The organism is Pseudomonas khorasanensis (genome assembly GCF_014268505.2).
Lineage (GTDB): Bacteria > Pseudomonadota > Gammaproteobacteria > Pseudomonadales > Pseudomonadaceae > Aquipseudomonas > Aquipseudomonas khorasanensis.
The window spans coordinates 365,175-389,885 of sequence record NZ_JABWQP020000003.1 but is presented as its reverse complement, the minus strand read 5'-3'; the positions used below and the strand labels follow the sequence as shown (position 1 = coordinate 389,885).

General features: G+C 60.3%; 22 protein-coding genes. 12 read left to right on the top strand and 10 right to left on the bottom strand.

Features of this window, described 5'->3' with window-relative positions; translation table 11 throughout:
* Positions 1 to 115 precede the first annotated feature (115 nt).
* Positions 116 to 1,684: a SulP family inorganic anion transporter gene (locus tag HU727_RS11115; protein WP_186531309.1), complete on the top strand. Its 1,569-nt coding sequence runs from the start codon at positions 116 to 118 to the stop codon at positions 1,682 to 1,684.
* A 90-nt stretch (positions 1,685 to 1,774) separates the two neighbouring features.
* Here HU727_RS11115 and aroE read toward each other — a convergent pair whose 3' ends face one another.
* Together aroE and hemF are read right to left on the bottom strand one after the other, a co-directional pair.
* Entirely contained in the window at positions 1,775 to 2,596 is an 822-nt protein-coding gene (aroE, locus tag HU727_RS11110) for a shikimate dehydrogenase (RefSeq protein WP_186531308.1), read from the bottom strand.
* 9 nt (positions 2,597 to 2,605) lie between these two features.
* Positions 2,606 to 3,520, bottom strand: coding sequence for an oxygen-dependent coproporphyrinogen oxidase (hemF, locus tag HU727_RS11105; RefSeq protein WP_186531306.1), 915 nt, complete (start codon positions 3,518 to 3,520; stop codon positions 2,606 to 2,608).
* A gap of 149 nt (positions 3,521 to 3,669) precedes the next feature.
* Here hemF and HU727_RS11100 point away from each other — a divergent pair, with 149 nt between their 5' ends.
* Positions 3,670 to 4,647: an NADPH:quinone reductase gene (locus HU727_RS11100; protein WP_186531304.1), complete on the top strand. Its 978-nt coding sequence runs from the start codon at positions 3,670 to 3,672 to the stop codon at positions 4,645 to 4,647.
* 182 nt (positions 4,648 to 4,829) lie between these two features.
* Here the strand turns inward: HU727_RS11100 and HU727_RS11095 are convergent, their stop codons facing one another.
* From HU727_RS11095 to HU727_RS11080, 4 genes are all read right to left on the bottom strand, one after another.
* The gene (locus HU727_RS11095) at positions 4,830 to 5,540 is read right to left on the bottom strand and encodes a hypothetical protein (protein WP_367616998.1); all 711 of its coding nucleotides are present in this window, start codon (positions 5,538 to 5,540) and stop codon (positions 4,830 to 4,832) included.
* A 218-nt stretch (positions 5,541 to 5,758) separates the two neighbouring features.
* Positions 5,759 to 6,316 carry an L-threonylcarbamoyladenylate synthase type 1 TsaC gene (gene tsaC / locus HU727_RS11090; RefSeq protein WP_186531302.1) on the bottom strand — a complete coding sequence of 186 codons (558 nt, stop codon included), beginning with the start codon at positions 6,314 to 6,316 and terminating at the stop codon, positions 5,759 to 5,761.
* Between the two features lie 55 nt (positions 6,317 to 6,371).
* The gene (gene dprA, locus HU727_RS11085) at positions 6,372 to 7,469 is read right to left on the bottom strand and encodes a DNA-processing protein DprA (RefSeq protein ID WP_186531300.1); all 1,098 of its coding nucleotides are present in this window, start codon (positions 7,467 to 7,469) and stop codon (positions 6,372 to 6,374) included.
* Positions 7,470 to 7,553: 84 nt separating this feature from the next.
* A complete protein-coding gene (locus HU727_RS11080; RefSeq protein WP_186531298.1) occupies positions 7,554 to 8,579 on the bottom strand; it encodes a LysM peptidoglycan-binding domain-containing protein in 1,026 nt (341 codons plus the stop codon).
* 160 nt (positions 8,580 to 8,739) lie between these two features.
* Here HU727_RS11080 and def point away from each other — a divergent pair, with 160 nt between their 5' ends.
* The 5 genes from def (at position 8,740) to HU727_RS11055 (ending at position 13,429) form a co-directional block, all read left to right on the top strand.
* Positions 8,740 to 9,246 (top strand): peptide deformylase, encoded by a 507-nt coding sequence (gene def / locus HU727_RS11075; protein ID WP_186531296.1) that lies wholly within the window; start codon positions 8,740 to 8,742, stop codon positions 9,244 to 9,246.
* 57 nt (positions 9,247 to 9,303) lie between these two features.
* Positions 9,304 to 10,263, top strand: coding sequence for a methionyl-tRNA formyltransferase (gene fmt / locus HU727_RS11070; RefSeq protein WP_186531294.1), 960 nt, complete (start codon positions 9,304 to 9,306; stop codon positions 10,261 to 10,263).
* Positions 10,260 to 11,570, top strand: a complete 1,311-nt coding sequence (gene rsmB / locus HU727_RS11065) for a 16S rRNA (cytosine(967)-C(5))-methyltransferase RsmB (RefSeq protein WP_186531292.1) — start codon at positions 10,260 to 10,262, stop codon at positions 11,568 to 11,570. The genes fmt and rsmB overlap by 4 nt, the downstream gene beginning before the upstream one ends.
* A 22-nt stretch (positions 11,571 to 11,592) precedes the next feature.
* Positions 11,593 to 12,969, top strand: coding sequence for a Trk system potassium transporter TrkA (gene trkA / locus HU727_RS11060; RefSeq protein ID WP_186531290.1), 1,377 nt, complete (start codon positions 11,593 to 11,595; stop codon positions 12,967 to 12,969).
* 142 nt (positions 12,970 to 13,111) lie between these two features.
* Positions 13,112 to 13,429: a tetratricopeptide repeat protein gene (locus HU727_RS11055; RefSeq protein ID WP_186531499.1), complete on the top strand. Its 318-nt coding sequence runs from the start codon at positions 13,112 to 13,114 to the stop codon at positions 13,427 to 13,429.
* A gap of 127 nt (positions 13,430 to 13,556) precedes the next feature.
* Here HU727_RS11055 and HU727_RS11050 read toward each other — a convergent pair whose 3' ends face one another.
* Positions 13,557 to 14,444 (bottom strand): lysophospholipid acyltransferase, encoded by an 888-nt coding sequence (locus tag HU727_RS11050; RefSeq protein ID WP_186531288.1) that lies wholly within the window; start codon positions 14,442 to 14,444, stop codon positions 13,557 to 13,559.
* 40 nt (positions 14,445 to 14,484) lie between these two features.
* The gene (locus HU727_RS11045) at positions 14,485 to 15,042 is read right to left on the bottom strand and encodes a DNA-3-methyladenine glycosylase I (protein WP_186531287.1); all 558 of its coding nucleotides are present in this window, start codon (positions 15,040 to 15,042) and stop codon (positions 14,485 to 14,487) included.
* An 80-nt stretch (positions 15,043 to 15,122) separates the two neighbouring features.
* Between HU727_RS11045 and glyQ the strand changes: the two genes are divergently transcribed.
* The 4 genes from glyQ to HU727_RS11025 all read left to right on the top strand — a co-directional run bounded on the left by glyQ (position 15,123) and on the right by HU727_RS11025 (position 19,534).
* Positions 15,123 to 16,076: a glycine--tRNA ligase subunit alpha gene (glyQ, locus tag HU727_RS11040; protein ID WP_025112261.1), complete on the top strand. Its 954-nt coding sequence runs from the start codon at positions 15,123 to 15,125 to the stop codon at positions 16,074 to 16,076.
* Positions 16,073 to 18,127 (top strand): glycine--tRNA ligase subunit beta, encoded by a 2,055-nt coding sequence (gene glyS, locus HU727_RS11035; protein ID WP_186531285.1) that lies wholly within the window; start codon positions 16,073 to 16,075, stop codon positions 18,125 to 18,127. The genes glyQ and glyS overlap by 4 nt, the downstream gene beginning before the upstream one ends.
* 4 nt (positions 18,128 to 18,131) lie before the next feature.
* Positions 18,132 to 18,671 carry a D-glycero-beta-D-manno-heptose 1,7-bisphosphate 7-phosphatase gene (gmhB, locus tag HU727_RS11030; RefSeq protein WP_186531498.1) on the top strand — a complete coding sequence of 180 codons (540 nt, stop codon included), beginning with the start codon at positions 18,132 to 18,134 and terminating at the stop codon, positions 18,669 to 18,671.
* A gap of 83 nt (positions 18,672 to 18,754) precedes the next feature.
* Complete coding sequence (locus tag HU727_RS11025; RefSeq protein ID WP_186531283.1) at positions 18,755 to 19,534, top strand: lysophospholipid acyltransferase family protein; 780 nt, start codon at positions 18,755 to 18,757, stop codon at positions 19,532 to 19,534.
* 167 nt (positions 19,535 to 19,701) lie between these two features.
* Here the strand turns inward: HU727_RS11025 and HU727_RS11020 are convergent, their stop codons facing one another.
* On the bottom strand, positions 19,702 to 21,237 hold the full coding sequence (locus tag HU727_RS11020; RefSeq protein ID WP_186531281.1) for a sensor histidine kinase: 1,536 nt from the start codon (positions 21,235 to 21,237) through the stop codon (positions 19,702 to 19,704).
* 164 nt (positions 21,238 to 21,401) lie between these two features.
* On the opposite strand from HU727_RS11020, the gene HU727_RS11015 reads away from it, so the two are divergent.
* Entirely contained in the window at positions 21,402 to 22,121 is a 720-nt protein-coding gene (locus HU727_RS11015; RefSeq protein ID WP_186531279.1) for a response regulator transcription factor, read from the top strand.
* A 171-nt stretch (positions 22,122 to 22,292) separates the two neighbouring features.
* Here the strand turns inward: HU727_RS11015 and gyrB are convergent, their stop codons facing one another.
* Positions 22,293 to 24,710 (bottom strand): DNA topoisomerase (ATP-hydrolyzing) subunit B, encoded by a 2,418-nt coding sequence (gene gyrB / locus HU727_RS11010; protein ID WP_186531277.1) that lies wholly within the window; start codon positions 24,708 to 24,710, stop codon positions 22,293 to 22,295.
* Position 24,711: the final 1 nt, after the last annotated feature.

The window sequence follows — 24,711 nt, the reverse complement described above, 5'->3', positions numbered from 1 at the left end:
CTCTGCGTGGGAATGCCGCCGGGTCTTTGCGCATCCCGTGCCGAGCGCCTTTGCGGCACTCAGGAGTTGTCATGCTGATAACCTTGCCCTGAACAACCCCCAACCGCGAGGACCCATGGCCTTCCCAAGCCGCTACTCACTGTTCCCTTTCCTGACCTGGCTCCCGCGACAAACCCGTGCCAGCGTCGGACGGGACCTGATCGTAGGCCTCAGCGGCGCAATTCTCGCCTTGCCCCAGTCGATTGCCTACGCGCTGATTGCCGGTCTCCCACCGGAGTACGGTCTTTACGCGGCGATCATTCCGGTATTGATTGCCTGTCTGTGGGGCTCCTCGTGGCATCTGATCGCGGGTCCGACGGCTGCCATTTCGATTGTGCTGTACGCCAGCGTCAGCCCCCTGGCCGTGCCTGCATCGCAGGACTACATCACGCTGATTCTGCTGCTGACTTTCCTTGCCGGGGTTTTTCAGTGGCTGCTGGGTTTGCTGCGCTTCGGCGCGTTGGTCAATTTTGTCTCCCACTCGGTGGTGCTCGGTTTCACGCTGGGTGCGGCGGTGGTGATTGCCATCGGGCAGTTGCCAAATCTGCTGGGCCTGGAACTGCCAGCCAATACCACGGCGCTCGCCAGCCTCATGGATTTACTGCGTCACCTGGGGGCTGTGGATAAACCTTCGCTGCTGCTCGGCGTAGCCACGGTAGTCGTCGGCGTGGCACTGAAGAAAGCCCTGCCTCGCTGGCCGACGCTGTTGATCACTCTGGTACTGGCCAGTCTGCTGGTGTGGTTGTGGCCGGCGATGTTCGGGCATGTGCATCTGGTCAGCGCCTTTGTCGGACGCTTGCCGCCGTTCAGCGCGTTGCCGCTGGATCTGGAAGTGATCCTGCGCCTGCTGCCGAGCGCCGTCGCGGTGGGCATGCTCGGGCTGGTGACCAGCCTGTCGATCGCCCGCTCGATTTCCGCACGGTCGCAGCAGTTGCTCGACGCCAATCAGGAAGTCCGCGCGCAGGGCTTATCGAACATCGTCGGTGCGTTTTTTTCCGGATCGTTGTCGGCCGGATCCTTTACCCGCTCGGGTTTAAGTTATGAAGCGGGGGCCTGCTCGCCACTGGCCGGGGTATTTTCGGCAATCTGGGTAGCGCTGTTCGCAGTATTTGGCGCGGGCCTGATTGCGCATATACCGATTCCGGCGATGGCTGGCAGCATTCTCTTGATCGCCTGGGGGCTGGTGGATCATCGCGGCATTCGCGCCTTGCTGCGGGTCAGCCGCGCTGAGTTCGTGGTGATGGCCCTGACTTGTCTGGCGACCCTGTTGCTGGAATTGCAGACGGCCATTTACGCCGGGGTGCTGGCGTCGCTGTTTTTCTATCTCAAACGTACGTCGCAACCGCGAGTGCAGCATTGGCGCGACGGCGAGGACGATGTGCTGCGCGTCGGCGGTTCGATCTTTTTCGGCGCCAGCCATTACCTGCAAGTGCGCCTGCAACGCACCCAAGGGGCGCGCGTGGTGATTGAGGCGCAGCAGATCAACTTCATCGATTATTCAGGTGTGGAAATGCTGCACCAGGAAGCGCGGCGCCTGCTGGGCCAAGGGCGCAGCCTGACGTTGCGCGGCGCTCGGCCGCAGGTGGTGGAGGAGTTGCGCAAACTTGAGGGAGCGGAGAAATGCCCGATCCGGTTTGAGGATTGATTCAAGATCGGCGATGTCGCCATTCGCGAGCAGGCTCGCTCCCACAGTGGATCGCATTTCAATGTGGGAGCGAGCCTGCTCGCGAAGCTTCTAGAAGGCCAACTGCCGGCGCAGCTCGGCGAGGACTGGCGCCGTATCCGGGCGCACGCCGCGCCACAGGTGGAATGCCTCCGCAGCCTGTTCAACCAGCATTCCCAGGCCGTCCATCGATACCGCCGCGCCATGCTCGCTGGCCCAGCGGCAAAACGCAGTCGGCTCCTTGCCGTACATCATGTCGTAGCACAGCGTTTTGCCAGGCTCGATCAAGCTCGGTGCAATCGGCGGCACGTCGCCCGTGAGGCTGGCGGACGTGGCATTGATGATCACGTCCACCGGCTCGCGCAACCAGTCGAAACCACTGGCCGATACCGGCCCCAGATCGCAGAACAACTCGGCCAGTCGCTCAGCCTTGTCCACCGTGCGGTTGGCGATGATCACCGACGCCGGTTGTTCCGCCAGCAACGGTTCCAACGCCCCGCGCACTGCGCCACCTGCCCCCAAAAGCAGGATGCGCTGGCCGGTAAGGCTGAATCCGGCATTCACCGTCAGATCGCGCACCAGGCCGGCGCCGTCGGTGTTGTCACCGAGCAGCGAGCCGTCTTCCAGTTTGCTCAGGGTATTCACCGCACCCGCGCGTTGCGCGCGGGCGGTCAGGCTGTTGGCCAGGCGGTAGGCGTCTTCCTTGAACGGCACGGTAACGTTGGCGCCGCGACCTTCGCGGAAGAACGCCGTGGCGCAGGCGGAAAAATCGTCAAGCGGCGCCAGCAGAGTACTGTAATCGAGGCGCTGGCCGGTCTGTTCGGCGAACAACCTGTGAATCATCGGTGACTTGCTGTGGCCGATCGGGTTACCAAAAACGACGTAACGATCCATCACAAGTCCTCAGGCCTCGGCCAGCCAGTCGCGATCCTGCAGGAAGTATTCGGTCAGGCGCGCCTCTTCGCTGCCCGGCTCGGCTTTCCAGTCATAGCCCCAGCGCACTTGCGGCGGCAGCGACATCAGGATCGACTCGGTACGTCCACCAGACTGCAGACCGAACAGGGTGCCGCGGTCATACACCAGATTGAATTCAACGTAGCGGCCACGGCGGAATTCCTGAAACTCGCGCTGCCGGGCATTAAAAACCTCGTTTTTACGGCGCTGCACGATCGGCAGATACGCCTCGATGTAGGCGTCGCCAATAGCGCGCATGAAGGCAAAACTGGTGTCGAAATCCCACTCGTTCAGGTCGTCGAAAAACAGGCCGCCAATGCCACGCGGCTCCTGACGATGCTTGATGTGGAAGTAGGTGTCGCACCAGGCTTTGTAGCGCGGATAGACGTCCGCACCGAACGGCGCACAGGCCTGTTCAGCGACGCGGTGCCAGTGGATGCAGTCTTCTTCGTTGCCGTAATACGGAGTCAGGTCGAAACCGCCGCCGAACCACCAGACCGGTTCTTCACCTTCTTTTTCAGCGATGAAAAAACGCACGTTGGCGTGAGAAGTCGGTACGTGTGGATTGTGCGGATGAATGACCAGCGACACGCCGAGGGCCTCGAAACCACGCCCGGCCAGCTCTGGCCGATGCGCGCTGGCCGATGGCGGCAAACCGCTGCCAAAGACGTGGGAAAAGTTGACGCCGCCCTTTTCGATCAGCGTGCCGTTTTCCAGCACACGGGTACGACCGCCACCGCCCGCCGGCCGGGTCCAGGCGTCCTCAACGAAGCGCTTGCCGCCGTCTTCGGTTTCGAGCGCCGCGCAGATGCGGTCTTGCAGGTCGAGCAGATAGGCCTTTACGGCGTCGGTGCGGGTCGTCATGGCTTCACCTTGAATCGGGCGTCGCCCGGCAGGCGGGCGGCGCAAATGGGCGCGTAGCATACCATCGCAGACCGGCGCGCCGCAGTTGACGAAGATCAAGCAGGGGAGTTGGATAGGGGGATTACAAAAGACCCCAGGAGAGCAGGCAAATGGCAAAGCGTATCCAGTTCAGCGCCCATGGCGGCCCCGAAGTGCTCGATTATGTTGACTATGAACCGGCGGCGCCCGGCCCGAATCAGGTGCGCGTCGCCAACCAGGCGATCGGCCTGAACTTCATCGACACCTATTACCGCAGCGGCCTCTATGCGCCACCCGCCTTGCCCTCCGGCCTGGGCTCTGAAGGCGCGGGCTTCGTGGAAGCGGTCGGCGATCAAGTCACCCGCTTCAAAGTCGGCGATCGCGTTGCGTATGGCAGCGGCCCGCTGGGTGCTTACAGCGACCTGCACGTTTTGCCAGAGGCCAATCTGGTGCATCTGCCCGATGAAATCGGCTTCGAAACCGCCGCCGGGGTGATGCTCAAAGGCCTGACCGTGCAATACCTGCTGCGCCAGACCTACGAACTGCATGGCGGCGAAACCATCCTGTTCCACGCCGCTGCCGGAGGCGTCGGCTCACTGGCCTGCCAGTGGGCCAGAGCGCTGGGCGTGAAGCTGATCGGTACCGTCAGCTCCACGGAAAAAGCCGAACTGGCCAAGGCCAACGGCGCCTGGGCAACCATCGATTACAGCCACGAAAACGTTGCCGGGCGCGTGTTGGAACTGACCGATGGCAAGAAAGTCCCGGTGGTGTACGACGGCGTCGGCAAGGACACCTGGCTCACTTCGCTCGACAGCGTGGCGCCACGCGGTCTGGTCGTGAGTTTCGGCAATGCCTCGGGCGCGGTCGACGGCGTCAACCTGGGCATATTGGCAGCGAAGGGTTCGCTCTACGTGACCCGGCCAACGCTGGCGACTTACGCCAACAACGCCGAGAACCTGCAGCGCATGGCCGACGAGCTGTTCGAGATGATCATCAGCGGCAAGCTGAAGGTCGATATCAGCCAGCGCCATGCATTGACTGATGCCGCCAAAGCACAAACCGAACTGTCGGCACGGCGCACCACCGGCTCCACGATTTTGTTGCCGTAAACTTCTCCAACAGCTGGCCTCGGCAAACTTTCCCATAAGTTCGCCGAGGGCCTTGCAACTATATCAAGTACATCCTGCGGTGAAGTTTCTTCGATGCCGAATAACGATTGGCAAACTTCCTGCGCAACTTCCTCGACTCAAAAACAAGCCACTTCTCAGCCCACTCTTCAATGACAGGCGGATCAATACTGACGGTTATATTCATCACGATACTCCGGCAAATGCGCATTCATGTTTACAGGCTGATCAAGCGCCATGAGTATTTGCCGCCACTGCGCGGACAACAGCCAATAATCCCCACGGGCGCGTTGTTCGATATGCAGTGCGTGCGAAGCGATCGGTGTAAGGCCGAAACGCTGGAACAGTTGCCGCTGCGGCGCTCTGCACAAAGCCGTCACGCCTTCATAACCCCTGTTGATTGCCCACTCGGCGGCGGTGGCGAGCAGGCCGTTGATCGACACCGGCCGATGCTGCTGCGAATGGGTTATCAGACGGCTGAACTCGACGTGATGCGCCAATGCTACGGTGGGGGAAACATGGTGACGCGCCAACGAGGCCCATTCGAATGGCGCGGGGGTTGCTCGCAGGACCGCGATGAGTTGATCACGTTGGTACAGCAGAAAGTGCGTGCTGCGCGAGGCGATCGCCAAGCGGGTTTCCAGCGCACGGGCTCTGGAGGTGAGCATGTAGTGTTGCAATCGCAGGCGAAACTGGCGACCGATGAAGCGTTCAAACTCCCCGGTGTCCGATCCCGCTTCAAGAACGGCCACACGATAATCGGCCTGTTGATTCCTGAGTGTTTCCTGAAAGCCCTGCAGATAATCCCTTAGATGTAAATCCGTAATATCCATTACTTCTCCGCAGCCATTAACGTTTCGAAATTGTTCAAGCACACTGGAATAATGGATGCTTTTAAGAATCTCGCCACTGCATCGGTTCTGATAATCACGTGGGAAAAATTACAAGTATTGCGACATCAGAGATTCATCTGACACATAAAAAAACAACGACAACGAAGAAGCGTCGACGGATGTAGGAATAAGTCGCAGGCATGCGCAGAACTCCTCGCACATGCCGCCAAGGAGTCCGCTGAGAACACGAAGACGTAACGTCAGTCAGGACGAATGACGTTACCGGTTGCCAGGTCACGAATCACGCTCGGGTTCTTGCGTCCGCCGAGGCTGCCACCCAGGACCAGATCGACCTGGCCACGGAAATACTGCTCGACCCGCAAGCGCGTGCGCGCTGGCGGCCGTCCCTGTGGGTTGGCCGATGTTGAAATCAATGGCCCGACCAGTGAGCACAAATCGCGCACCTGTGGATGATCGCTGACCCGCAGCGCAACCGTTTCATGCACACCCGTCACCCACTCCGGCAACAGGTTCTGGTGTGGCACCAGCCAAGTGTTCGGCCCCGGCCATGTGCTGGCCATGCGGTCGATCCACTCCTGCGGAAAATCTTCAAACAGGAAGTCGAACTGGCGAATGTTGTCGGCGACCAGAATCAGGCCCTTGTCCACCGAACGGTTCTTGATCGCCAGCAGTCGATCCACCGCGAAATCGTTCCACGGGTCGCAACCCAGTCCCCAGACGGCTTCGGTTGGGTAGGCAATCACCGCCCCGGCGCGAATTTCTCGTGCGGCTTGTTGCACACGCCAACTGTTAACCATGAAAAAATCTCCGCAAACAGGTTTCTGCGCAGTTTACCGATCTTCCTCGCAAAACCTAGCTTGACCTCGCCAGCCAGCGCCCGTTTTCGCACACGGCACGGCCTTCAATTTCCAGTTCGGTCAGCGTTGCCAGCACTTTCGGCAAGGTCCAGCCGCTGCTGGCGGCCAAGGCTTCGCTGGTGTGGGGCGCCGCGTGAAGCAGAGCGAGCAGTGGATGTTCGACTGCCAGCGCCGCTGTGTTCAGCAGCGGCTGTTGCCAGCCGCGCAGGGCTTCGAGAATGTGCTCGATGGTTTCCACCAGCACCGCGCCGTCGCGGATCAACTGGTGGCAACCCCGTGCGCCGGGGTGGTGAATCGAACCCGGAATGGCATACACCTCGCGTCCTTGCTCCGCTGCCAGCCGTGCGGTGATCAACGAACCACTGGCGACACTCGCTTCGACCACCAGCACCCCCAAGGACAAACCACTGATGATGCGGTTGCGTCGTGGGAAGTTGCTCGCGCTCGGCCCGGCGTCCAGCGGAAACTCGGAAAGCACCGCGCTGCCGGACGCGATCATCGCGTCAGCCAGGCGTTGATTGCGTTGTGGATAAAAGTTTTCGAGCCCTGTCCCGAGCACCCCGACAGTCAGACCGCCAACGTCCAGCGCGGCCTGATGCGCGGCGGCATCGATGCCCAACGCCAGACCGCTGGTGATCACAAAACCGGCGCCGGCCAGGCTGCGCGAAAACGCCGCCGCCGTGTCCATTCCCGGACGCGAAGCGCGACGACTGCCGACCATCGCCAACTGAGGTTTTTCCAGAATCGAAGGATCGCCGGCGACGAATAACAGCGGCGGCGGATCGGGAATTTGCGCCAGCAGCGCCGGATAATCCGGTTGATCCCACATCAGCAAATGTTGAGCGGGACGCTCTAGCCAGCGCATTGCGTGGCTCGCTCCGTCGCGCACAACGGGACAGCGCCGCGCCTCGGCACAGGTCGCCGGCAACCCCAGCGAGCGCCAGGCACTCGCTGGCGCGCTGATGGCTTTTGATGCCGAGCCAAAAGCTTCCAGCAATGTGGCAAACCGCTTGGGACCGATGTCAGGCAGGCGGTGCAGGCGCAGGCGCGCTTCCAGTTCCGCCGGGGAAATGGGTGTGTTTACAAAAGACATGAGTGGATCATCCTTGATCGTTCTATGCCCCGAACCATTCGGAACAAGCTGTGGATAACTCTGTTGGTAACTTGTGAAGCAAGCTTACGGATTTCGCACCTTGTCGAGCACCGCCAGCGAGCGCGAAGCGTTGAGAACGAGGCCGTAACTGAGTTTGTCGTAGGTGCGGAACACCATCAGCAAGCCGGCACGTTCATCAGGGATTTTCAGCGGTTGGCCGGTAATCCGGTCGCGTACGGTTTCGCCGGTTTTCATCACCACCAGTACATTGCCTTCGGCCAGACCGTCGCGCTTGCCCTTGTTCAGGGTGACTACATCCATCACGCCGATCTGGGTGACCCCACGCGGCACGTCGATGATCACACCGTTGATGTCACTCTTCGGCGCGCTGGGCATGAAAGTCGAATTGATCGAACGTTCTTCACCACCGAACAGGCGGTCACCGAGGCGCACTTCCTGAGTGGTGCGTTGCAGGGCGAGGGTGGCGACGTCGCCTTCGGTGGCGACGATCTCACCGCCCCCGATGTCGTCGGCGTTGATCCCCAGGAACTCTTTGGTCTGCGGGTCGGTGTAGACCTTGCCCTGGCGGAAGATCCCGTAAACCGGTTGATCCGGATCGAAATGGCCGCGGGCGAAGATGCGATCGCCGGTACCGCTGAGTACGCGCTCGGCATCACCGGCGACAATGTACGGAGCCTTGTCGAAATCTTCGGCCTTGTCGACGATACGATTGCTCAGCAAAAAACTGTTGATCGATTTAAGCGGAATGCTTGGAATTGCCTCGGCCACCGCGCTGGTGCGAATTCGTGGCGAGAGCTTGATGGTGCCGCGTGACTCGCCACGATTGAGCGTCAGTTGCGGCTGGCCGTTGACGTAGCTGAGCGTCAGCGTGTCGCCGGGATAGATCAGGTTGGGGTTTTCGACCTGCGGGTTGGCCCGCCACAATTGCGGCCACTGCCATGGCTCGCGCAGGTATTTACCGGAAATGTCCCAGAGCGTGTCTCCCGAAACCACCGTGTATTGCTGTGGAAAACCATCCCTGAGTTGCACCTGCCCTTGCGCAGCGCCGGCCGAGGCCAAGAGCAGCAGGGCGAGTAGTGTTTTCCTCATGCAGTGAATCCCTTTATCATATGCGTTCGCGTGAATCGTCAGAGCCCTCGTGGCTCGCTTCTGATTTTGTAGAAGCTACGCTTCACAACGGTAGCCTGCTTCCTCGGACCCGCCAGGCCATCGACCCGACTTTACTCAACGTGTGCAGCAATCGAAGCCTATGGCCATTTTAAACATCCTCGAATTTCCGGACCCGCGTCTGCGCACTATCGCCAAACCTGTGGCTGTAGTGGACGACGAAGTGCGTCAGTTGGTCGACGACATGTTTGAAACAATGTATGAAGCGCCGGGCATCGGCCTCGCCGCGACCCAGGTCAACGTGCACAAACGTATCGTCGTGATGGACCTGTCCGAAGACCGCACCGAGCCGCGGGTGTTCATCAACCCAGAATTCGAACCGCTGACTGACGAGATGGACCAGTATCAGGAGGGCTGCCTCTCGGTGCCGGGCTTCTACGAAAATGTCGATCGCCCGCAGAAGGTCAGAATCAAGGCGCTGGACCGCGACGGCAAGCCCTATGAACTGATCGCCGAAGGCCTGCTCGCGGTGTGCATCCAGCACGAATGCGACCACCTCAACGGCAAATTGTTCGTCGATTACCTGTCCACGCTCAAACGCGACCGAATCAAGAAGAAACTGGAAAAGCTGCACCGCCAGAACGCTTGATGCCCCTCTTCAAAGGCTTGCTGCGGCAAGCCTTTTTCTTTTTATGAGACGCCTTTCATGACTGAGCCACTGCGCATCGTTTTTGCCGGTACCCCGGAATTCGCCGCCGAGCATCTCAAGGCCCTGCTGAGCAGCCCTTACGAGATCGTTGCGGTCTACACCCAGCCGGATCGTCCGGCCGGCCGTGGGCAAAAACTGATGCCAGGCCCGGTCAAACAGTTGGCTCTGGAAAACCATATCCCGGTGTTGCAGCCGCCGACCTTGCGCAATGCCGACGCCCAGGCAGAACTGGCTGCTTTGAAGCCGGACTTGATGGTGGTGGTCGCCTACGGCCTGATCCTGCCGCAAGCGGTGCTGGATATTCCACGTCTGGGCTGCATCAACAGCCACGCCTCGTTGCTGCCGCGCTGGCGCGGTGCGGCGCCAATCCAGCGCGCTGTCGAACACGGCGATGCCGAAAGCGGCGTGACCGTGATGCGCATGGAGGCCGGTCTCGACACCGGGCCGATGCTGCTCAAAGTCGTCACGCCGATCAGCGCCGATGACACCGGTGGCAGCCTGCATGACCGTCTCGCCGAAATGGGCCCGCCCGCCGTGGTGCAGGCAATTGCCGGTCTGGCCGCAGGAAGGCTTGAGGGCGAAGTGCAGAACGACGACCTCGCCACCTACGCGCACAAGTTGAACAAGGACGAAGCACGCATCGACTGGAGCCGACCAGCAGTGGAGCTGGAACGCCTGGTGCGCGCCTTCAATCCATGGCCGGTCACCCACAGCACGCTCAACGGTGAAGCATTGAAAGTGCTGGCAGCGACGCTCGCCGACGGTCGGGGCGCGCCCGGCGAAATCCTCAGCGCCAGCAAGGACGGCCTGATCGTAGCCTGCGGCGAACAGGCGCTGTGCCTGACCCGTTTACAATTGCCCGGGGGCAAGGCACTGAATTTCAGCGACCTGTTCAACAGCCGCCGTGAGAAATTCGCCGTCGGCACGGTGCTGGGTGCAGCGGTGGACGCGCAATGAACCCGCGTCTGGCCGCCGCCAAGGCACTTGCCGCCGTACTTAGCGGCAAAGCCTCGCTGAACAGTTCTCTGCCGACGCAACTGGACAAGGTCGAGGATCGCGATCGCGGCTTCACGCAAGATCTGGCCTTTGGTACCGCACGCTGGCAGCCACGCCTTTCGGCACTGGCGGAGAAACTGTTGCAGAAACCGTTCAAAACCGCCGACGCCGATGTCGAGGCGCTGCTGCTGGTCGGTCTTTATCAACTGCTCTATACGCGCGTCCCGGCCCACGCGGCCATCGGCGAAACCGTCGGTTGCGCCGACAAGCTGAAAAAGCCTTGGGCGAAAGCTTTGCTCAACGCCGTGTTGCGTAACGCACAGCGCGAAAGCGAGACGATCTTTGCCGAACTCGAGCGCGATCCGGTGGTGCGCACCGCGCACCCGCGCTGGCTGCAAAAATCGTTGAAAGCGTTTTGGCCGCAGCAGTGGGAAGCCATCTGCGAGGCCAACAACGCGCATCCGCCGATGATTCTGCGGGTCAATCGTCGCCATCACAGCCGCGACGCCTATCTCGGCCTGCTGACTGATGCCGGTATCGCGGCGACAGCCTGTGTGTACAGCCGCGACGGCATCATTCTCGACGCCGCCGCCGACGTGCGCAGCCTGCCGGGTTTCGCCGAGGGCTGGATCAGCGTGCAGGACGAAGCCGCGCAACTGGCCGCCGATCTGCTCGATCTGGCGCCGGGGCAACGGGTGCTCGATGCCTGCTGCGCGCCTGGCGGCAAGACCTGCCACATCCTGGAAGCCGAACCGGCGCTGGCCGGTGTGGTTGCCGTGGACCTGGAAGCCAAGCGACTGGTTCGCGTTAAGGAAAATCTTCAGCGCCTGGGCCTGTGCGCCGAGCTGATCGCCGCCGATGGTCGCGACACCGAGAAATGGTGGGACGGCAAGCCGTTCCAGCGCATCCTGCTCGACGCGCCGTGTTCGGCCACGGGCGTGATCCGTCGCCACCCGGACATCAAGCTGACGCGCCAACCGGACGACATCGCTGCCCTGGCGCAACTGCAAGGCGAGCTGCTCGATGCGATGTGGCAAACCCTCGAAGTCGGCGGCATCCTGCTCTACGCCACCTGCTCGACGCTGCCGACCGAGAACACCGAAGTCATCGCCGCGTTCCTTGAGCGCACGCCCGGTGCGCGGGAACTGGACCTGGCCACGACGGCCGGCATCAAACAGCCCCATGGCCGTCAATTGCTGGCCCAACAGGGCGGGCATGACGGGTTTTACTACGCCAAGCTGATCAAGATCGCTGCCACGCGCGGCTAAACGGATTCAACGGAGTGACTGGATGAAAATCATCATCCTCGGTGCAGGGCAGGTCGGCGGTTCGCTGGCCGAACATCTGGCCAGCGAGGCCAACGACATCACGGTGGTCGACACCGACGGCGAGCGCCTGCGCGACCTCGGCGACCGTCTCGACATCCGCACCGTGCAGGGCCGTGGCTCGCTGCCGTCGGTGCTGCGTCAGGCCGGAGCCGACGACGCCGACATGCTGGTGGCGGTGACCAACAGCGACGAAACCAATATGGTCGCCTGCCAGGTTGCCCACACGCTGTTCCATACCCCAACCAAAATCGCCCGGGTGCGCGAGGCGTCCTACCTTAATCGCGAGGAGCAGCTGTTCCAGAACGAAGCGATCCCGGTCGACGTGCTGATCAGCCCCGAGCAGGTCGTGACCAACTACATCAAGCGCCTGATCCAGCATCCGGGCGCCTTGCAAGTGATCGACTTCGCTGAAGGCAAGGCGCAACTGGTGGCGGTGCGCGCCTACTACGGCGGCCCACTGGTGGGCCAGCAATTGCGTCAGTTGCGTGAGCACATGCCGAACGTCGAAACCCGCGTCGCGGCGATCTTCCGCCGTGACCGGCCGATCCTGCCGCAAGGCGATACGGTGATCGAGGCGGACGACGAAGTGTTCTTCATCGCTGCGCGCGAGGATATTCGCGCGGTGATGAGCGAAATGCGCCGCCTCGACGAAACCTACAAACGCATCGTCATCGCCGGGGGCGGGCAGATCGGCGAGCGCCTGGCAGAGGCCATCGAAAGCCGTTATCAGGTGAAGATCATCGAGATGAGCCCGGCGCGCTGCCGCTATCTATCCGACACCCTCGACAGCACGGTCGTGCTGCAGGGCAGTGCGTCGGACCGGGATTTGCTGCTGGAAGAGAACATCGCCGACGCGGATATTTTCCTCGCCCTGACCAACGATGACGAAGCCAACATCATGTCGTCGCTGCTGGCCAAACGGCTGGGGGCGAAGAAGGTGATGACGATCATCAACAACCCGGCTTACGTCGATCTGATCCAGGGCGGCGATATCGACATCGCCATCAGCCCGCAACTGGCGACCATCGGCACCTTGCTGGCCCACGTTCGGCGCGGCGATATCGTCAGCGTGCACTCGTTACGACGCGGTGCGGCGGAAGCCATTGAGGCGATTGCTCACGGCGATGCGAAATCGAGCAAGGTGATTGGCAGGCCGATCGAGAAAATCGGTCTGCCGCCGGGCACCACCATCGGCGCGGTAATCCGCAATGAACAAGTGATCATCGCCCACGACGATACAGTGATCGAAACGGGCGACCATGTGATTCTGTTCCTTGTGGATAAAAAGCATATTCGTGATGTGGAGAAGCTGTTCCACGTGGGGTTGAGCTTCTTCTGAGGTGTGGGGCGACTCACAGGCCTCTTCGTGAGCAGGCTCGCTCCCACCGAGGAAACGCATTGCAAATGTGGGATCGAGCCTGCTCGCGAACGCGGTCTCACAGATTCGAAGGTTTCTCTGCCGAACTAAAGAAAGGAATCCGCTGATGCTCGAATCTCTGGAAAAAATGCTCGCCAAGGGTGTGGATAACGCCTTGCTGCGCTTCGGCCTGGGAAAGGGTTACCTGGACCTTGGGGAAAACGCCAAGGCTGCCGAGCATTTCCAGCGCTGTGTCGCATTCGATCCGAAATACTCGGCGGCGTGGAAGCTATTGGGCAAGGCGCAATTGGCGCTGGGCGACCACTCCGCTGCCCGCCAGGCCTGGGAACAGGGACTGGAAGCGGCCCGCGCCCATGGCGACAAGCAGGCCGAAAAGGAAATGACGGTATTTTTGAAGAAGCTCGATCGTCAGGCGCCATGACCTGCAGATAGCGCAAACCAATGCCGCATGTGCCCTGTGATCAAGGGCTGTGGATAACCTGGCGGCAAGCCCAAAAGATCGGTGTCTAAGCCAGCCCCAACGGGTTATCCACAGGCGTTCAGTAGGATCAGTACCAGCGAGCCTCGCCCGGCGGACGCTTCTTGAAGCGTTTCATGCTCCACATGTACTGGCTCGGATACGCCGCGACGTAGCGCTCGACCACTTTGCTCATGGCCGCGCAGGATTCGGCGGTGTCGGTGCTGTACATGGCCTCTGGGGCGGCTTCGAGAATCACTTTGTAGCCAGAACCGTCCGGCAGGCGCAGGGCATGCAGGAACACGCCAACCGCTTTGCCGCCCGCCAACATGTTCGGCACGAATTTGCTGGTCAGCGCCTGAGTGGCAAAAAACGGCACGAAAATCCCGGCGGATTCGGCCGGTTCCGGGTCAGCCGGGATGCCTACTGCACCCCCTTTGCGCACTTCCTTGATGACGCTGAGAATGCCTTCCCTGGTCGAGGCCGCCACCTTGTTGCCTAACTGCACGCGTTGCTTGCGCAGCAATTCATCCACAGCCTTGAGCTTGGGCGGGCGGTAGAAAATGATCGGTTTGCACTGGCTGCAATAGAAGTGGTTGAGGACTTCCCAGTTACCCAAGTGGCTGGTGATGCCGACGACACCTTTCCCTGACGCGAGTGCATCCTTGAGGACGTCGAGACCTTCGACTTCGCGCACCAGATCGATAGAACGCTGGGCCGGCCAGATCCATGCGCAGGCGCTTTCGGTCAGTGACTTGCCAATGTCTTTCAGGCTCTGGCCCACCAGACGTTCACGTTCAGCCGGGTCCATCTGAGGAAAGCATTTAGATAGGTTTATCCGCACCACGTCGCGGGAGCGGTTGGGGGTTTTCCACATGATCCAGCCGATCGCCGAACCCACGGCCTGCACGGCCCGCCATGGCAGCAGGGCAAACAGCCGCAGAGCGCCTACCAGCAAGGCGCCTTTAAACTTTTCCACAGGTCACTCCTGATCTTGTGCTGTGCGCGAGGCGGCCATTCTAACCGGCGTTGGCGAGCTGCGCGTAGCGGTCGCAATCTTGCGTGTGGTCCATGACCATGCCAGAGGCCTGCATCAGCGCGTAGCAAATGGTTGGGCCGACGAAGGTGAAACCGGCGTTTTTCAACGCTTTGCTCATCGCCAGCGCTTCGGGGGTGATCGCCGGGACTTCGCTGCGATCCTTGAAATGATTGATGATCGGCTGATCGCCCACGAACGACCAGAGAAACGTCACCGGATCCTCCAGCGCCAGCCACGCTTGGGCGTTGCGCCGGGCAGCGTTGAGTTTGAGGCGATTGCGGATGATCCCGGTATCGAGCATCAATTCGTCGATTTCGGCGTCACTCATCTGTGCCACGCGCTGCACATCAAAGCCGAACAGCACCTGGCGATAGCGCTCGCGTTTGCGCAGCACGGTGATCCACGACAGCCCGGCCTGGAACCCTTCGAGCAAAAGCAACTCGAACAAACCCTGCGCATCGCGTAGCGGCGTACCCCACTCCTGATCGTGATAAGCCATGTACAGCGGATCTTCGGTACACCAAAAGCAGCGTGGCATAAGGCTCCAGGGGTGGAGGTGCGACTGAATCGGGTATACTCCCGCTCTTTAAATCGCAGCCCAAGAAACAGGTGAATTTCGTGAGCCAGCCTACGCCAGCCGTGCGTACCTTCCAAGACTTGATCCTCGCGCTCCAGCAATACTGGGCCGAGCAAGGTTGTGTGGTACTTCAGCCCTACGATATGGAAGTAGGCGCCGGCACTTTCCACACCGCGACCTTCCTGCGCGCCATCGGCCCGGAAACCTGGAACGCCGCTTACGTACAGCCAAGCCGCCGTCCGACTGACGGCCGTTATGGCGAAAACCCGAACCGCCTGCAGCACTACTATCAGTTTCAGGTAGTCCTGAAGCCGAACCCGGACAACTTCCAGGAACTGTACCTGGGCTCCCTCAAGCACGTCGGTCTGGACCCGCTGGTTCACGACATTCGCTTCGTCGAAGACAACTGGGAATCGCCGACCCTCGGCGCCTGGGGTCTGGGCTGGGAAGTCTGGCTCAATGGCATGGAAGTCACCCAGTTCACCTACTTCCAGCAGGCGGGCGGCATTGAGTGCTACCCGGTGACCGGCGAGATCACTTACGGTCTCGAGCGTCTGGCCATGTACCTGCAAGGTGTGGATTCGGTCTACGACCTGGTCTGGGCTGACGGCCCGATGGGCAAAGTCACCTATGGCGACGTGTTCCACCAGAACGAAGTGGAGCAATCCACCTACAACTTCGAACACGCCAACGTCGACAAGCTGTTTGAACTGTTCGACTTCTACGAAAGCGAAGCCAAGCGCCTGATCGAACTCGACCAGCCGCTGCCTTTGCCGAGCTATGAAATGGTGCTGAAGGCCTCGCACACCTTCAACCTGCTGGATGCGCGCCGGGCAATCTCGGTGACCGCGCGTCAGCAATACATCCTGCGCGTACGCACCCTGGCGCGTTCCGTTGCGCAAGCCTATCTGCTGGCGCGGGCCAAGCTGGGCTTCCCGATGGCAACCCCGGATCTGCGTGACGAAGTACTGGCCAAGCTGGAGGCTGCACAATGAGTGCGCAAGATTTTCTGGTTGAACTGGGCACCGAAGAACTGCCACCCAAAGCACTGAACACGTTGGCTGAAGCGTTCCTCGCCGGTATCGACAAGGGCCTGCAAGCCGCCGGCCTGAACTACGAGACTAAAACCGTTTACGCTGCGCCGCGCCGTCTGGCCGTGTTGATCACTGCGCTGGCCACTCAGCAGCCGGATCGCAGCATCAACCTCGACGGCCCGCCACGTCAGGCGGCGTTCGATGCTGAAGGCAACCCGACGCAAGCAGCGCTGGGTTTCGCCAAGAAATGCGGCGTCGAGCTGAGCGAGATCGACCAGAGCGGTCCGAAACTGCGCTATAGCCAGAACATCGCCGGCAAGCCGACCGCAAGCCTGCTGCCGACCATCGTCGAAGACTCGCTGAACGACCTGCCAATCCCGAAACGTATGCGTTGGGGTGCGCGCAAGGAAGAGTTCGTGCGTCCGACCCAGTGGCTGGTGATGCTGCTCGGTGATCAGGTCATCGACTGCACAATTCTTGCGCAGAAGGCTGGCCGTGATTCGCGCGGTCACCGTTTCCACCACCCGCAAAGCGTGCGCATCGGTTCGCCATCCAGCTATCTGGCCGACCTGCGTGCCGCTTACGTACTGGCCGATGCGAACGAGCGTCGCGAAATCATCAGCAAGCGCACCGAAGAACTGGCCACGCGCCAGGAAGGTACCGCGATCGTGCCGCCGGCGCTGCTTGACGAAGTGACCGCGCTGGTTGAATGGCCAGTGCCACTGGTGTGCTCGTTCGAGGAACGCTTCCTCGACGTGCCGCAGGAAGCACTGATCACCACCATGCAGGACAACCAGAAGTACTTCTGCCTGTTGGACGCCGACGGCAAGTTGCTGCCACGTTTCATTACCGTGGCCAACATCGAAAGCAAAGACCCACAGCAGATCATCGCCGGTAACGAGAAAGTGGTTCGCCCGCGCCTGACCGACGCCGAGTTCTTCTTCAAGCAAGACAAGAAGCAGAAACTCGAAGACTTCAACCTGCGCCTGCAGAACGTGGTGTTCCAGGAAAAACTCGGCAGCGTCTACGACAAGGCCGAACGTGTTTCCAGGCTGGCGGCGTACATCGCCGCGCGCATTGGCGGCAACGCTTCGTGGGCGGCGCGTGCCGGCCTGTTGTCCAAATGCGACCTGGCCACCGAAATGGTCGGCGAGTTCCCGGAAATGCAAGGTGTCGCCGGCTACTACTACGCCCTCAATGACGGCGAGCCGCAAGACGTCGCGCTGGCGCTGAACGAGCAGTACATGCCACGCGGTGCCGGTGCTGAATTGCCAGCGACCCTGACCGGCGCGGCCGTCGCAATCGCCGACAAGCTCGACACCCTGGTCGGTATTTTCGGTATCGGCATGCTGCCCACCGGCAGCAAAGACCCTTACGCCCTGCGCCGTGCAGCACTTGGCGTGTTGCGCATCCTGATCGAGAAACAACTGGATCTGGACCTGAACGATGCCGTGGCCTTTGCCGTGAATGCGTTCGGCAGCAAGGTCAAGGCAGCCGGCCTCAACGAATCGGTGCTGGAATTCATCTTCGACCGCCTGCGTGCGCGTTACGAAGACGAAGGCGTCGATGTCGCCACTTACCTGTCGGTACGTGCGCTTAAGCCGGGTTCGGCGCTGGACTTCGATCAGCGTGTGCAAGCGGTGCAGGCTTTCCGCAAACTGCCGGAAGCGGCAGCGTTGGCGGCGGTGAACAAGCGCGTGTCGAACCTGTTGAGCAAGGTCGAAGGCTCGGTGCCGACGGTGGTCGAGGCCAAATACTTCGACAACGCCAATGAGTTCTCGCTGTACTCGGCGATCCAGCAAGCGGATCAGGCCGTGCAGCCGATGGCCGCCGCGCGTCAGTACAACGAATCGCTGGCACGCCTGGCGGCATTGCGTGAGCCGGTGGATGCGTTCTTCGACGCGGTGATGGTCAATGCCGAGGACGCCAACGTACGGGCCAACCGCTATGCGCTGCTGGCGCGCCTGCGTGGCCTCTTCCTCGGCGTTGCCGACATTTCGCTGCTGGGTTGAGGGGCTGCTGTTGAAACTGCTGATTCTCGATCGTGACGGGGTGATCAATTACGACTCCGACGCTTACATCAAGTCGGTGGAGGAGTGGATTCCGCTGCCCGGCTCGATCGAAGCGATTGCGCAGTTGAGCAAGGCCGGCTGGACGGTGGCGATCGCCACCAACCAGTCAGGCATTGCTCGCGGCTACTACGACCTTGCCACCCTCGAGGCCATGCACGCGCGCCTGCGCGAGCTGGTCGCGGAGCAGGGCGGCGAAGTCGGGTTGATCGTGTATTGCCCGCATGGGCCGGACGAGGGTTGCGATTGCCGCAAACCGAAACCGGGGATGCTGAAAACCATTGCCGAGCATTACGCCGTGCCGTTGACCCGCGTCTGGTTCGTCGGCGACAGCCTTGGTGACCTGGAGGCCGCCAAAGCCGTCGATTCACAGCCAGTTTTGGTAAAGACCGGAAAAGGCGAAAAGACCCAGGGCAAAACCCTGCCGGTTGGCACTCTGATTTTTGACGATCTGGCGGCGATTGCCGCAGAACTTATCCACAACTAGAGTACTTCTGAAATTCCTGGCCAGGGATTGCTCGGGAGTGCGCTTGAACAGTCGGGCATTGCCCCGTAACGGTAAACGTCGCCATGTCGATACTGCGGGCCTTCAGAATCTTCCTTTTTTATCTGCTGCTGGGCACGACCGCCTTGCTGTGGTGCAGCCTGAGCTTTTTCATCGCGCCTTTTCTTTCCTTCAAGGCGCGCTATCGTTTTATCAACGTTTATTGGTGTCGTTGCGCCTTGTGGTTGACCAAGGTGTTTCTTGGTATCCGCTACGAAATCAAAGGCGCGGAAAACGTGCCGGACCGGCCCTGCGTGATTCAATCGAACCACCAGAGCACTTGGGAGACGTTCTTTCTCTCCGCTTATTTTTCGCCGCTGAGCCAAGTGCTCAAGCGCGAATTACTCTACGTACCGTTCTTCGGCTGGGCCATGGCCATGCTGCGACCGATCGCCATCGACCGGGACAACCCGAAAGCTGCGCTCAAGCAGGTGGCCGCCAAAGGTGATGAGCTGCTCAAGGACAACGTATGGGTGCTGATCTTTCCGGAAGGCACCCGGGTTCCTTTCGGTACGGTGGGGAAATTTTCGCGCAGTGGCAGCGCATTGGCGGTAAACGCGGCGCTTCCAGTGCTGCCGATTGCACACAATGCAGGCAAATTCTGGCCGAAAATGGGTTGGGGCAAGCAGTCCGGTGTGATCACAGTAGTCATCGGCGAACCGATGTACGCCGAAGGCAGCGGGCCTCGTGCCATCGCTGATCTGAACGATCGGGTACAGGCCTGGAACGAGAAAACCCAGCGGGAAATGGGTTCTCTGCCCCCGGCGCCGCAAGCGCCTGCAACCAGCGATCCGCTAGCTGTCTGAATTTTGTGGATAACCTGTGTACGGTTTCGCTGGAAATATCCGCAATCTTGTCATAAGCATTTGATTTTCTTGGATATTTCAAAAGCTGCTAAATAACCGAAAACCGTGCATAAGTTTTATTCGGATGTAAAAAAACCGGCCGTTATAGCCGGTTTTTTTGTGTCCGATCAATCGACAATCAACGGCAGCCCGATCCGGAACGTCGTGCCCTGATCCACCACACTGATACAGTCGATCGTGCCTCCATGGTGATCCATAACGGCCTTGACCATGGACAGACCCAGACCCACGCCGTCGATGCCTTGGGCCGAGGAAAATCGCCGATACTGAGTGAACAAGTGGGGCAACTCATGGGCAGCGATGCCTTTGCCCTGATCCGTCAGTTCGCAGCGCAGCGATTGCCCCTGGCAACTGACCTTCAGCTGAACGGTGCTGCCCGCCGGGCTGTATTTGATCGCATTTTCCAACAGATTGAACAAGGCTCGGGTCAGTAACCCTTGATCGGCCAGAATCAGTCTTTCCTGGCATTCTTCGTCCACGTCGTGGAGCAATAAAATACGTTTCTGCTGAGCGATGGGCAAAATTTGATCCACTACGTCCAATACCAGCATCGCAAACAGCGTCGGGCGGAATTGATAAGACTCGGACTCAGCTCTGGCCAACAACACGAAACCATCGGTCAGTTCCAGCGCGCGACGGACCTGACGCTCAATCTGCTCGAACAACGCCGCATCAGCGCCCTCCTGATGACGATGCACGTCAAGCAGGGCGAGGATCGCCGAATGCGGAGCCCGCAGGTCGTGGGAAAGAAAGCGCAGCAGAACGCCACGTTGTTCTTCGGCGGCGCGCTCGGCACTCAAATCAGTAAGGCTCAGCAACCAACCGATGGGCGTGTCGCCGTCCACCGGCAGCAGGGCCGCTCGTTCAAGGCGCAGGCTGCGCTCCTTGTGGTCGCGAAACTCAAGCAATGGCAGCGTGGACAATGCGCATCGTTGTTCTGTGGATAATTCCGGGTAGCCGAGCCGCGCCAACTGGTCGAGTACATCATCGCCCACCAAGGGAGCCTCGAACAGCTCTCGCGCTTTGCGGTTGCCCAGCAGGATCGTTCCTTTGGGATCACTGATCAGCGTCGCGACAGGCAGATATTCCAGGCCATCGGCAATGAAACGGCGGGTATCACGGGTACGGCTCATGGCTTGCTCAAGGGCCATGATTTGCCCCTGCAAACGGTCAGCGCCGGTGAATCGGGTCCGGCGCCGCTCGGGGAAGACCTTGGGCTCGCTGTCCAGACGCGCCAGCTCCCAACCGAAGTAGGTCAGCACCACGCTGAGGCGCCGCCAGTTCCAGATCAAATAACCGAACAGCATGCCCAGCATCGCGGGCGTCGGCGACCACCAATAGCGAATATCGGCCAGCAATGCGCTGCTGATCAGCGCACAGGCCATGCCGATCAAGGTGACCCAAAGTGCCCAACGTGGTCGCCATAGCAACAGCCCAAGCACACCCGCGACAAGCCCCACGGACAGCAACGCACCAGGTGCCGGCGAAGTGTTGTGCAGATTGAACTGGGCGCGGTAGGACAGCAATGCAGTCAGCGGCAACAGCACCAGACTTATCCACAACCACTCGCGCACCAGCTGTCGGAACAGCCGCTGTACCTGGCTCGGCTCACGGCTTTCGCGCCGACGTTGAGGGTTATTCATTGCAGGAAGGGCGGGGCAACGTGAATGGTTTCATAGGTCACTGGTCTGAGACGTAGACCCGAAGAATCATAGCGGACGTCGGCCAGCGACGGGCTGCTTCTTTCACAGCGGGCGGGGAGTCGCTATTGTCGACATCTCTGCCCCAGCAACAAGGAATCCCGCCAATGCGTGTTGCGATACTCGACGATGAACCCGCCGAACTGCGCCGGGTCGAGCAAACTTTGCAGCAAATGGCTGACGCCACAGAGCAGCCGTGGTCACTGCACAGCTTCGAGCGCGGCGAAGACCTGCTGCGACAGCTGCGGCGGGAAACCTTTGACCTGTTGATCCTGGACTGGCAACTCCCCGACCTCACGGGCCTGGCGCTGCTGCGCTGGACCCGCGAACACATGGACGCGCCACCTGCAGCGATCATGCTCACCAGTCGCGACGGGGAAAGCGATATCGTTCAAGCCCTGAATGCCGGAGCCGATGACTATGTCAGCAAGCCTTTTCGGCCCAATGAGCTGAAAGCACGGGTCGCCGCCGTCTTGCGTCGGCATAGCCAGCAACGCAGCGCGGCAGGCGAAGTGCAAACGTTTCATGACCTGAGGTTCGACGACGCCGAATTGACCGTCACTCGTGAGGGCAAGCCAATCCTCATGACCGAACGCGAGTACCGACTGGCGCGGTGTCTGTTCAGCAACTTGGGCCGACCGTTATCGCGGGATTATCTGTATGAGCGGTTTTGGCCAAATGAAGAAACAACGTCCTCGCGGCCGCTGGATACGCATATCTACCGACTGCGCAACAAGCTGGGGCTGACGGCGGATCGAGGTTGGCAGTTGCTGACGATTTATGGCTATGGGTATCGCCTGGAGAGTGTGACGACGGTGGATGAATGAGTTTTGTGCTGCCACCAAGGCCAACACATCGCTGACTCCTTGCCTTGAAGGGGCGCGGCGAACCAGGCCCTTGCGCCGCAGGTATCGATGGCACCCGCTCGGATTAAAGTCTTATAAAAGAAAACCCCGGCACGATGGCCGGGGTTTCTTTTGCGTAGGACACAACCGAAATCAGAAATCCAGGTTGGAAACCGCCAGCGCATTGCTTTCGATGAACTCACGGCGAGGTTCGACCGCATCACCCATCAGGGTGTTGAAGATCTGGTCTGCGCCAATGGCGTCCTCGATGGTGACTTTCAGCATGCGGCGCACGCTTGGGTCCATCGTGGTTTCCCACAACTGATCCGGGTTCATTTCGCCCAGGCCTTTGTATCGCTGGATGGTGTGGCGCTTGGTGCTTTCGGCCATCAGCCAGTCGAGGGCTTCCTTGAACTCGGTAACCGCTTTCTTGCGCTCGCCACGCTGGATGTACGCGCCGTCGTCGAGCAAGGTACTCAGTTGAGCGCCGAGGGTGACGACGGTCTTGTAGTCGTTGCTGCCGAAGAAGTCGCGGTTAAAGGTGACGTAGTTCGACAGGCCATGGGAGATCAATTCGACCTCAGGCAGCCAGACGCCACGCTCGCGATCTTCACGCAGACTGGCTTTGTAGACCAGGCCCGACTTCTCGTTGGTGCGCAGGCGAACTTCGTACTGAGCCAGCCATTCCTGCATGGCCGTATGGTTACCCAACGTTTCCAGGCTGACAGCCGGCAGGTAGATGAAGTGCTCGGTCAGTTCCTGCGGGTACAGGCGCGACAAACGCTTGAGGGTCTTCATTACCATGCGGAAGTCATTCACCAGACGTTCCAGCGCTGCACCGGAAATACCCGGCGCCTCGTCGTTCAGGTGCAGGCTCGCATCTTCCAGGGCCGACTGCGTCATGTACTCTTCCATGGCGTCGTCGTCTTTGATGTATTGCTCTTGCTTGCCTTTCTTGACCTTGTACAGCGGCGGCTGGGCGATGTAGATGTAGCCACGCTCGATCAGCTCCGGCAACTGACGGAAGAAGAAGGTCAGGAGCAGGGTACGGATGTGCGAACCGTCGACGTCAGCATCGGTCATGATGATGATGTTGTGATAGCGCAGCTTGTCGATGTTGTACTCTTCGCGGCCGATGCCGCAGCCCAGCGCAGTGATCAAGGTGCCCACCTCCTGAGAAGAGATCATCTTGTCGAATCGGGCTTTCTCGACGTTGAGGATCTTGCCCTTCAACGGCAGGATCGCCTGGGTCTTGCGGTTACGCCCCTGCTTGGCAGAGCCGCCCGCGGAGTCACCTTCCACCAGGTACAGTTCGGACAGCGCCGGGTCTTTTTCCTGGCAGTCAGCGAGTTTGCCAGGCAGGCCGGCGATGTCCAGCGCACCTTTGCGGCGAGTCATCTCTCGGGCCTTGCGCGCCGCTTCACGGGCACGCGCAGCGTCGATCATCTTGCCGACGACCAGCTTGGCTTCGTTCGGGTTTTCCAGGAGGAAGTCGGAGAAGTACTTGCCCATTTCCTGTTCGACCGCGGTCTTCACTTCGGAAGACACCAGCTTGTCTTTGGTCTGGGAGCTGAACTTCGGATCCGGCACTTTCACCGAGATGATTGCGGTCAGACCTTCACGGGCATCGTCACCGGTGGTGGCGACTTTGTGCTTCTTCGCCAGACCTTCCTGCTCGATGTAGTTGTTCAGGTTACGCGTCAGCGCCGAACGGAAGCCCACCAAATGGGTGCCGCCGTCGCGCTGAGGAATGTTGTTGGTGAAGCACAACAGATTCTCGTTGAAGCTGTCGTTCCACTGGAGGGCGATTTCCACGCCGATGCCGTCTTCACGCTGGATGTTGAAGTGGAACACCTGATTGACCGGAGTCTTGTTGGTGTTCAGGTATTCAACGAACGCACGCAGACCGCCCTCGTATTTGAACAGCTCTTCCTTACCGCTGCGCTCATCCTTGAGGACGATGCCGACACCGGAGTTGAGAAACGACAGTTCACGAATGCGCTTGGCCAGGATGTCCCAGCTGAAGTGAATGTTCTTGAAGGTTTCGCTGGACGCCTTGAAGTGGATCTGGGTACCGGTGGTTTCGCTGTCGCCAACGATGGCCATCGGTGCCTGAGGGACGCCGTGGACATAGGTCTGTTCCCAGATCTTGCCGCTGCGGCGAACGGTCAGAACCAACTGTTCAGACAATGCGTTCACTACCGAAACACCTACACCGTGCAGACCGCCGGAGACCTTGTAGGAGTTGTCGTCGAACTTACCGCCCGCGTGGAGGACGGTCATGATGACCTCGGCGGCGGAAACGCCTTCCTCCTTGTGCACGTCAACCGGAATACCGCGACCGTTGTCTTTGACGGTGATGGACTCATCCGGGTGAATGATGATGCTGATATCGTCGCAGTGGCCGGCGAGGGCTTCGTCGATCGAGTTGTCGACCACCTCGAACACCATGTGGTGCAGACCGCTGCCATCGTCGGTGTCACCAATGTACATACCGGGACGTTTGCGTACGGCATCCAGGCCTTTCAGCACTTTAATGCTCGTTGAGTCGTACGTGTTTTCTTCGCTCAAT

Coding starts and splice junctions, on each gene's coding strand:
- HU727_RS11115 (WP_186531309.1), top strand. CDS start 116: ATGGCCTTCCCAAGCCGCTACTCACTGTTCCCTTTCCTGACCTGGCTC.
- aroE (WP_186531308.1), bottom strand. CDS start 2,596: ATGGATCGTTACGTCGTTTTTGGTAACCCGATCGGCCACAGCAAGTCA.
- hemF (WP_186531306.1), bottom strand. CDS start 3,520: ATGACGACCCGCACCGACGCCGTAAAGGCCTATCTGCTCGACCTGCAA.
- HU727_RS11100 (WP_186531304.1), top strand. CDS start 3,670: ATGGCAAAGCGTATCCAGTTCAGCGCCCATGGCGGCCCCGAAGTGCTC.
- tsaC (WP_186531302.1), bottom strand. CDS start 6,316: ATGGTTAACAGTTGGCGTGTGCAACAAGCCGCACGAGAAATTCGCGCC.
- dprA (WP_186531300.1), bottom strand. CDS start 7,469: ATGTCTTTTGTAAACACACCCATTTCCCCGGCGGAACTGGAAGCGCGC.
- HU727_RS11080 (WP_186531298.1), bottom strand. CDS start 8,579: ATGAGGAAAACACTACTCGCCCTGCTGCTCTTGGCCTCGGCCGGCGCT.
- def (WP_186531296.1), top strand. CDS start 8,740: ATGGCCATTTTAAACATCCTCGAATTTCCGGACCCGCGTCTGCGCACT.
- fmt (WP_186531294.1), top strand. CDS start 9,304: ATGACTGAGCCACTGCGCATCGTTTTTGCCGGTACCCCGGAATTCGCC.
- rsmB (WP_186531292.1), top strand. CDS start 10,260: ATGAACCCGCGTCTGGCCGCCGCCAAGGCACTTGCCGCCGTACTTAGC.
- trkA (WP_186531290.1), top strand. CDS start 11,593: ATGAAAATCATCATCCTCGGTGCAGGGCAGGTCGGCGGTTCGCTGGCC.
- HU727_RS11045 (WP_186531287.1), bottom strand. CDS start 15,042: ATGCCACGCTGCTTTTGGTGTACCGAAGATCCGCTGTACATGGCTTAT.
- glyS (WP_186531285.1), top strand. CDS start 16,073: ATGAGTGCGCAAGATTTTCTGGTTGAACTGGGCACCGAAGAACTGCCA.
- HU727_RS11025 (WP_186531283.1), top strand. CDS start 18,755: ATGTCGATACTGCGGGCCTTCAGAATCTTCCTTTTTTATCTGCTGCTG.
- HU727_RS11020 (WP_186531281.1), bottom strand. CDS start 21,237: ATGAATAACCCTCAACGTCGGCGCGAAAGCCGTGAGCCGAGCCAGGTA.
- HU727_RS11015 (WP_186531279.1), top strand. CDS start 21,402: ATGCGTGTTGCGATACTCGACGATGAACCCGCCGAACTGCGCCGGGTC.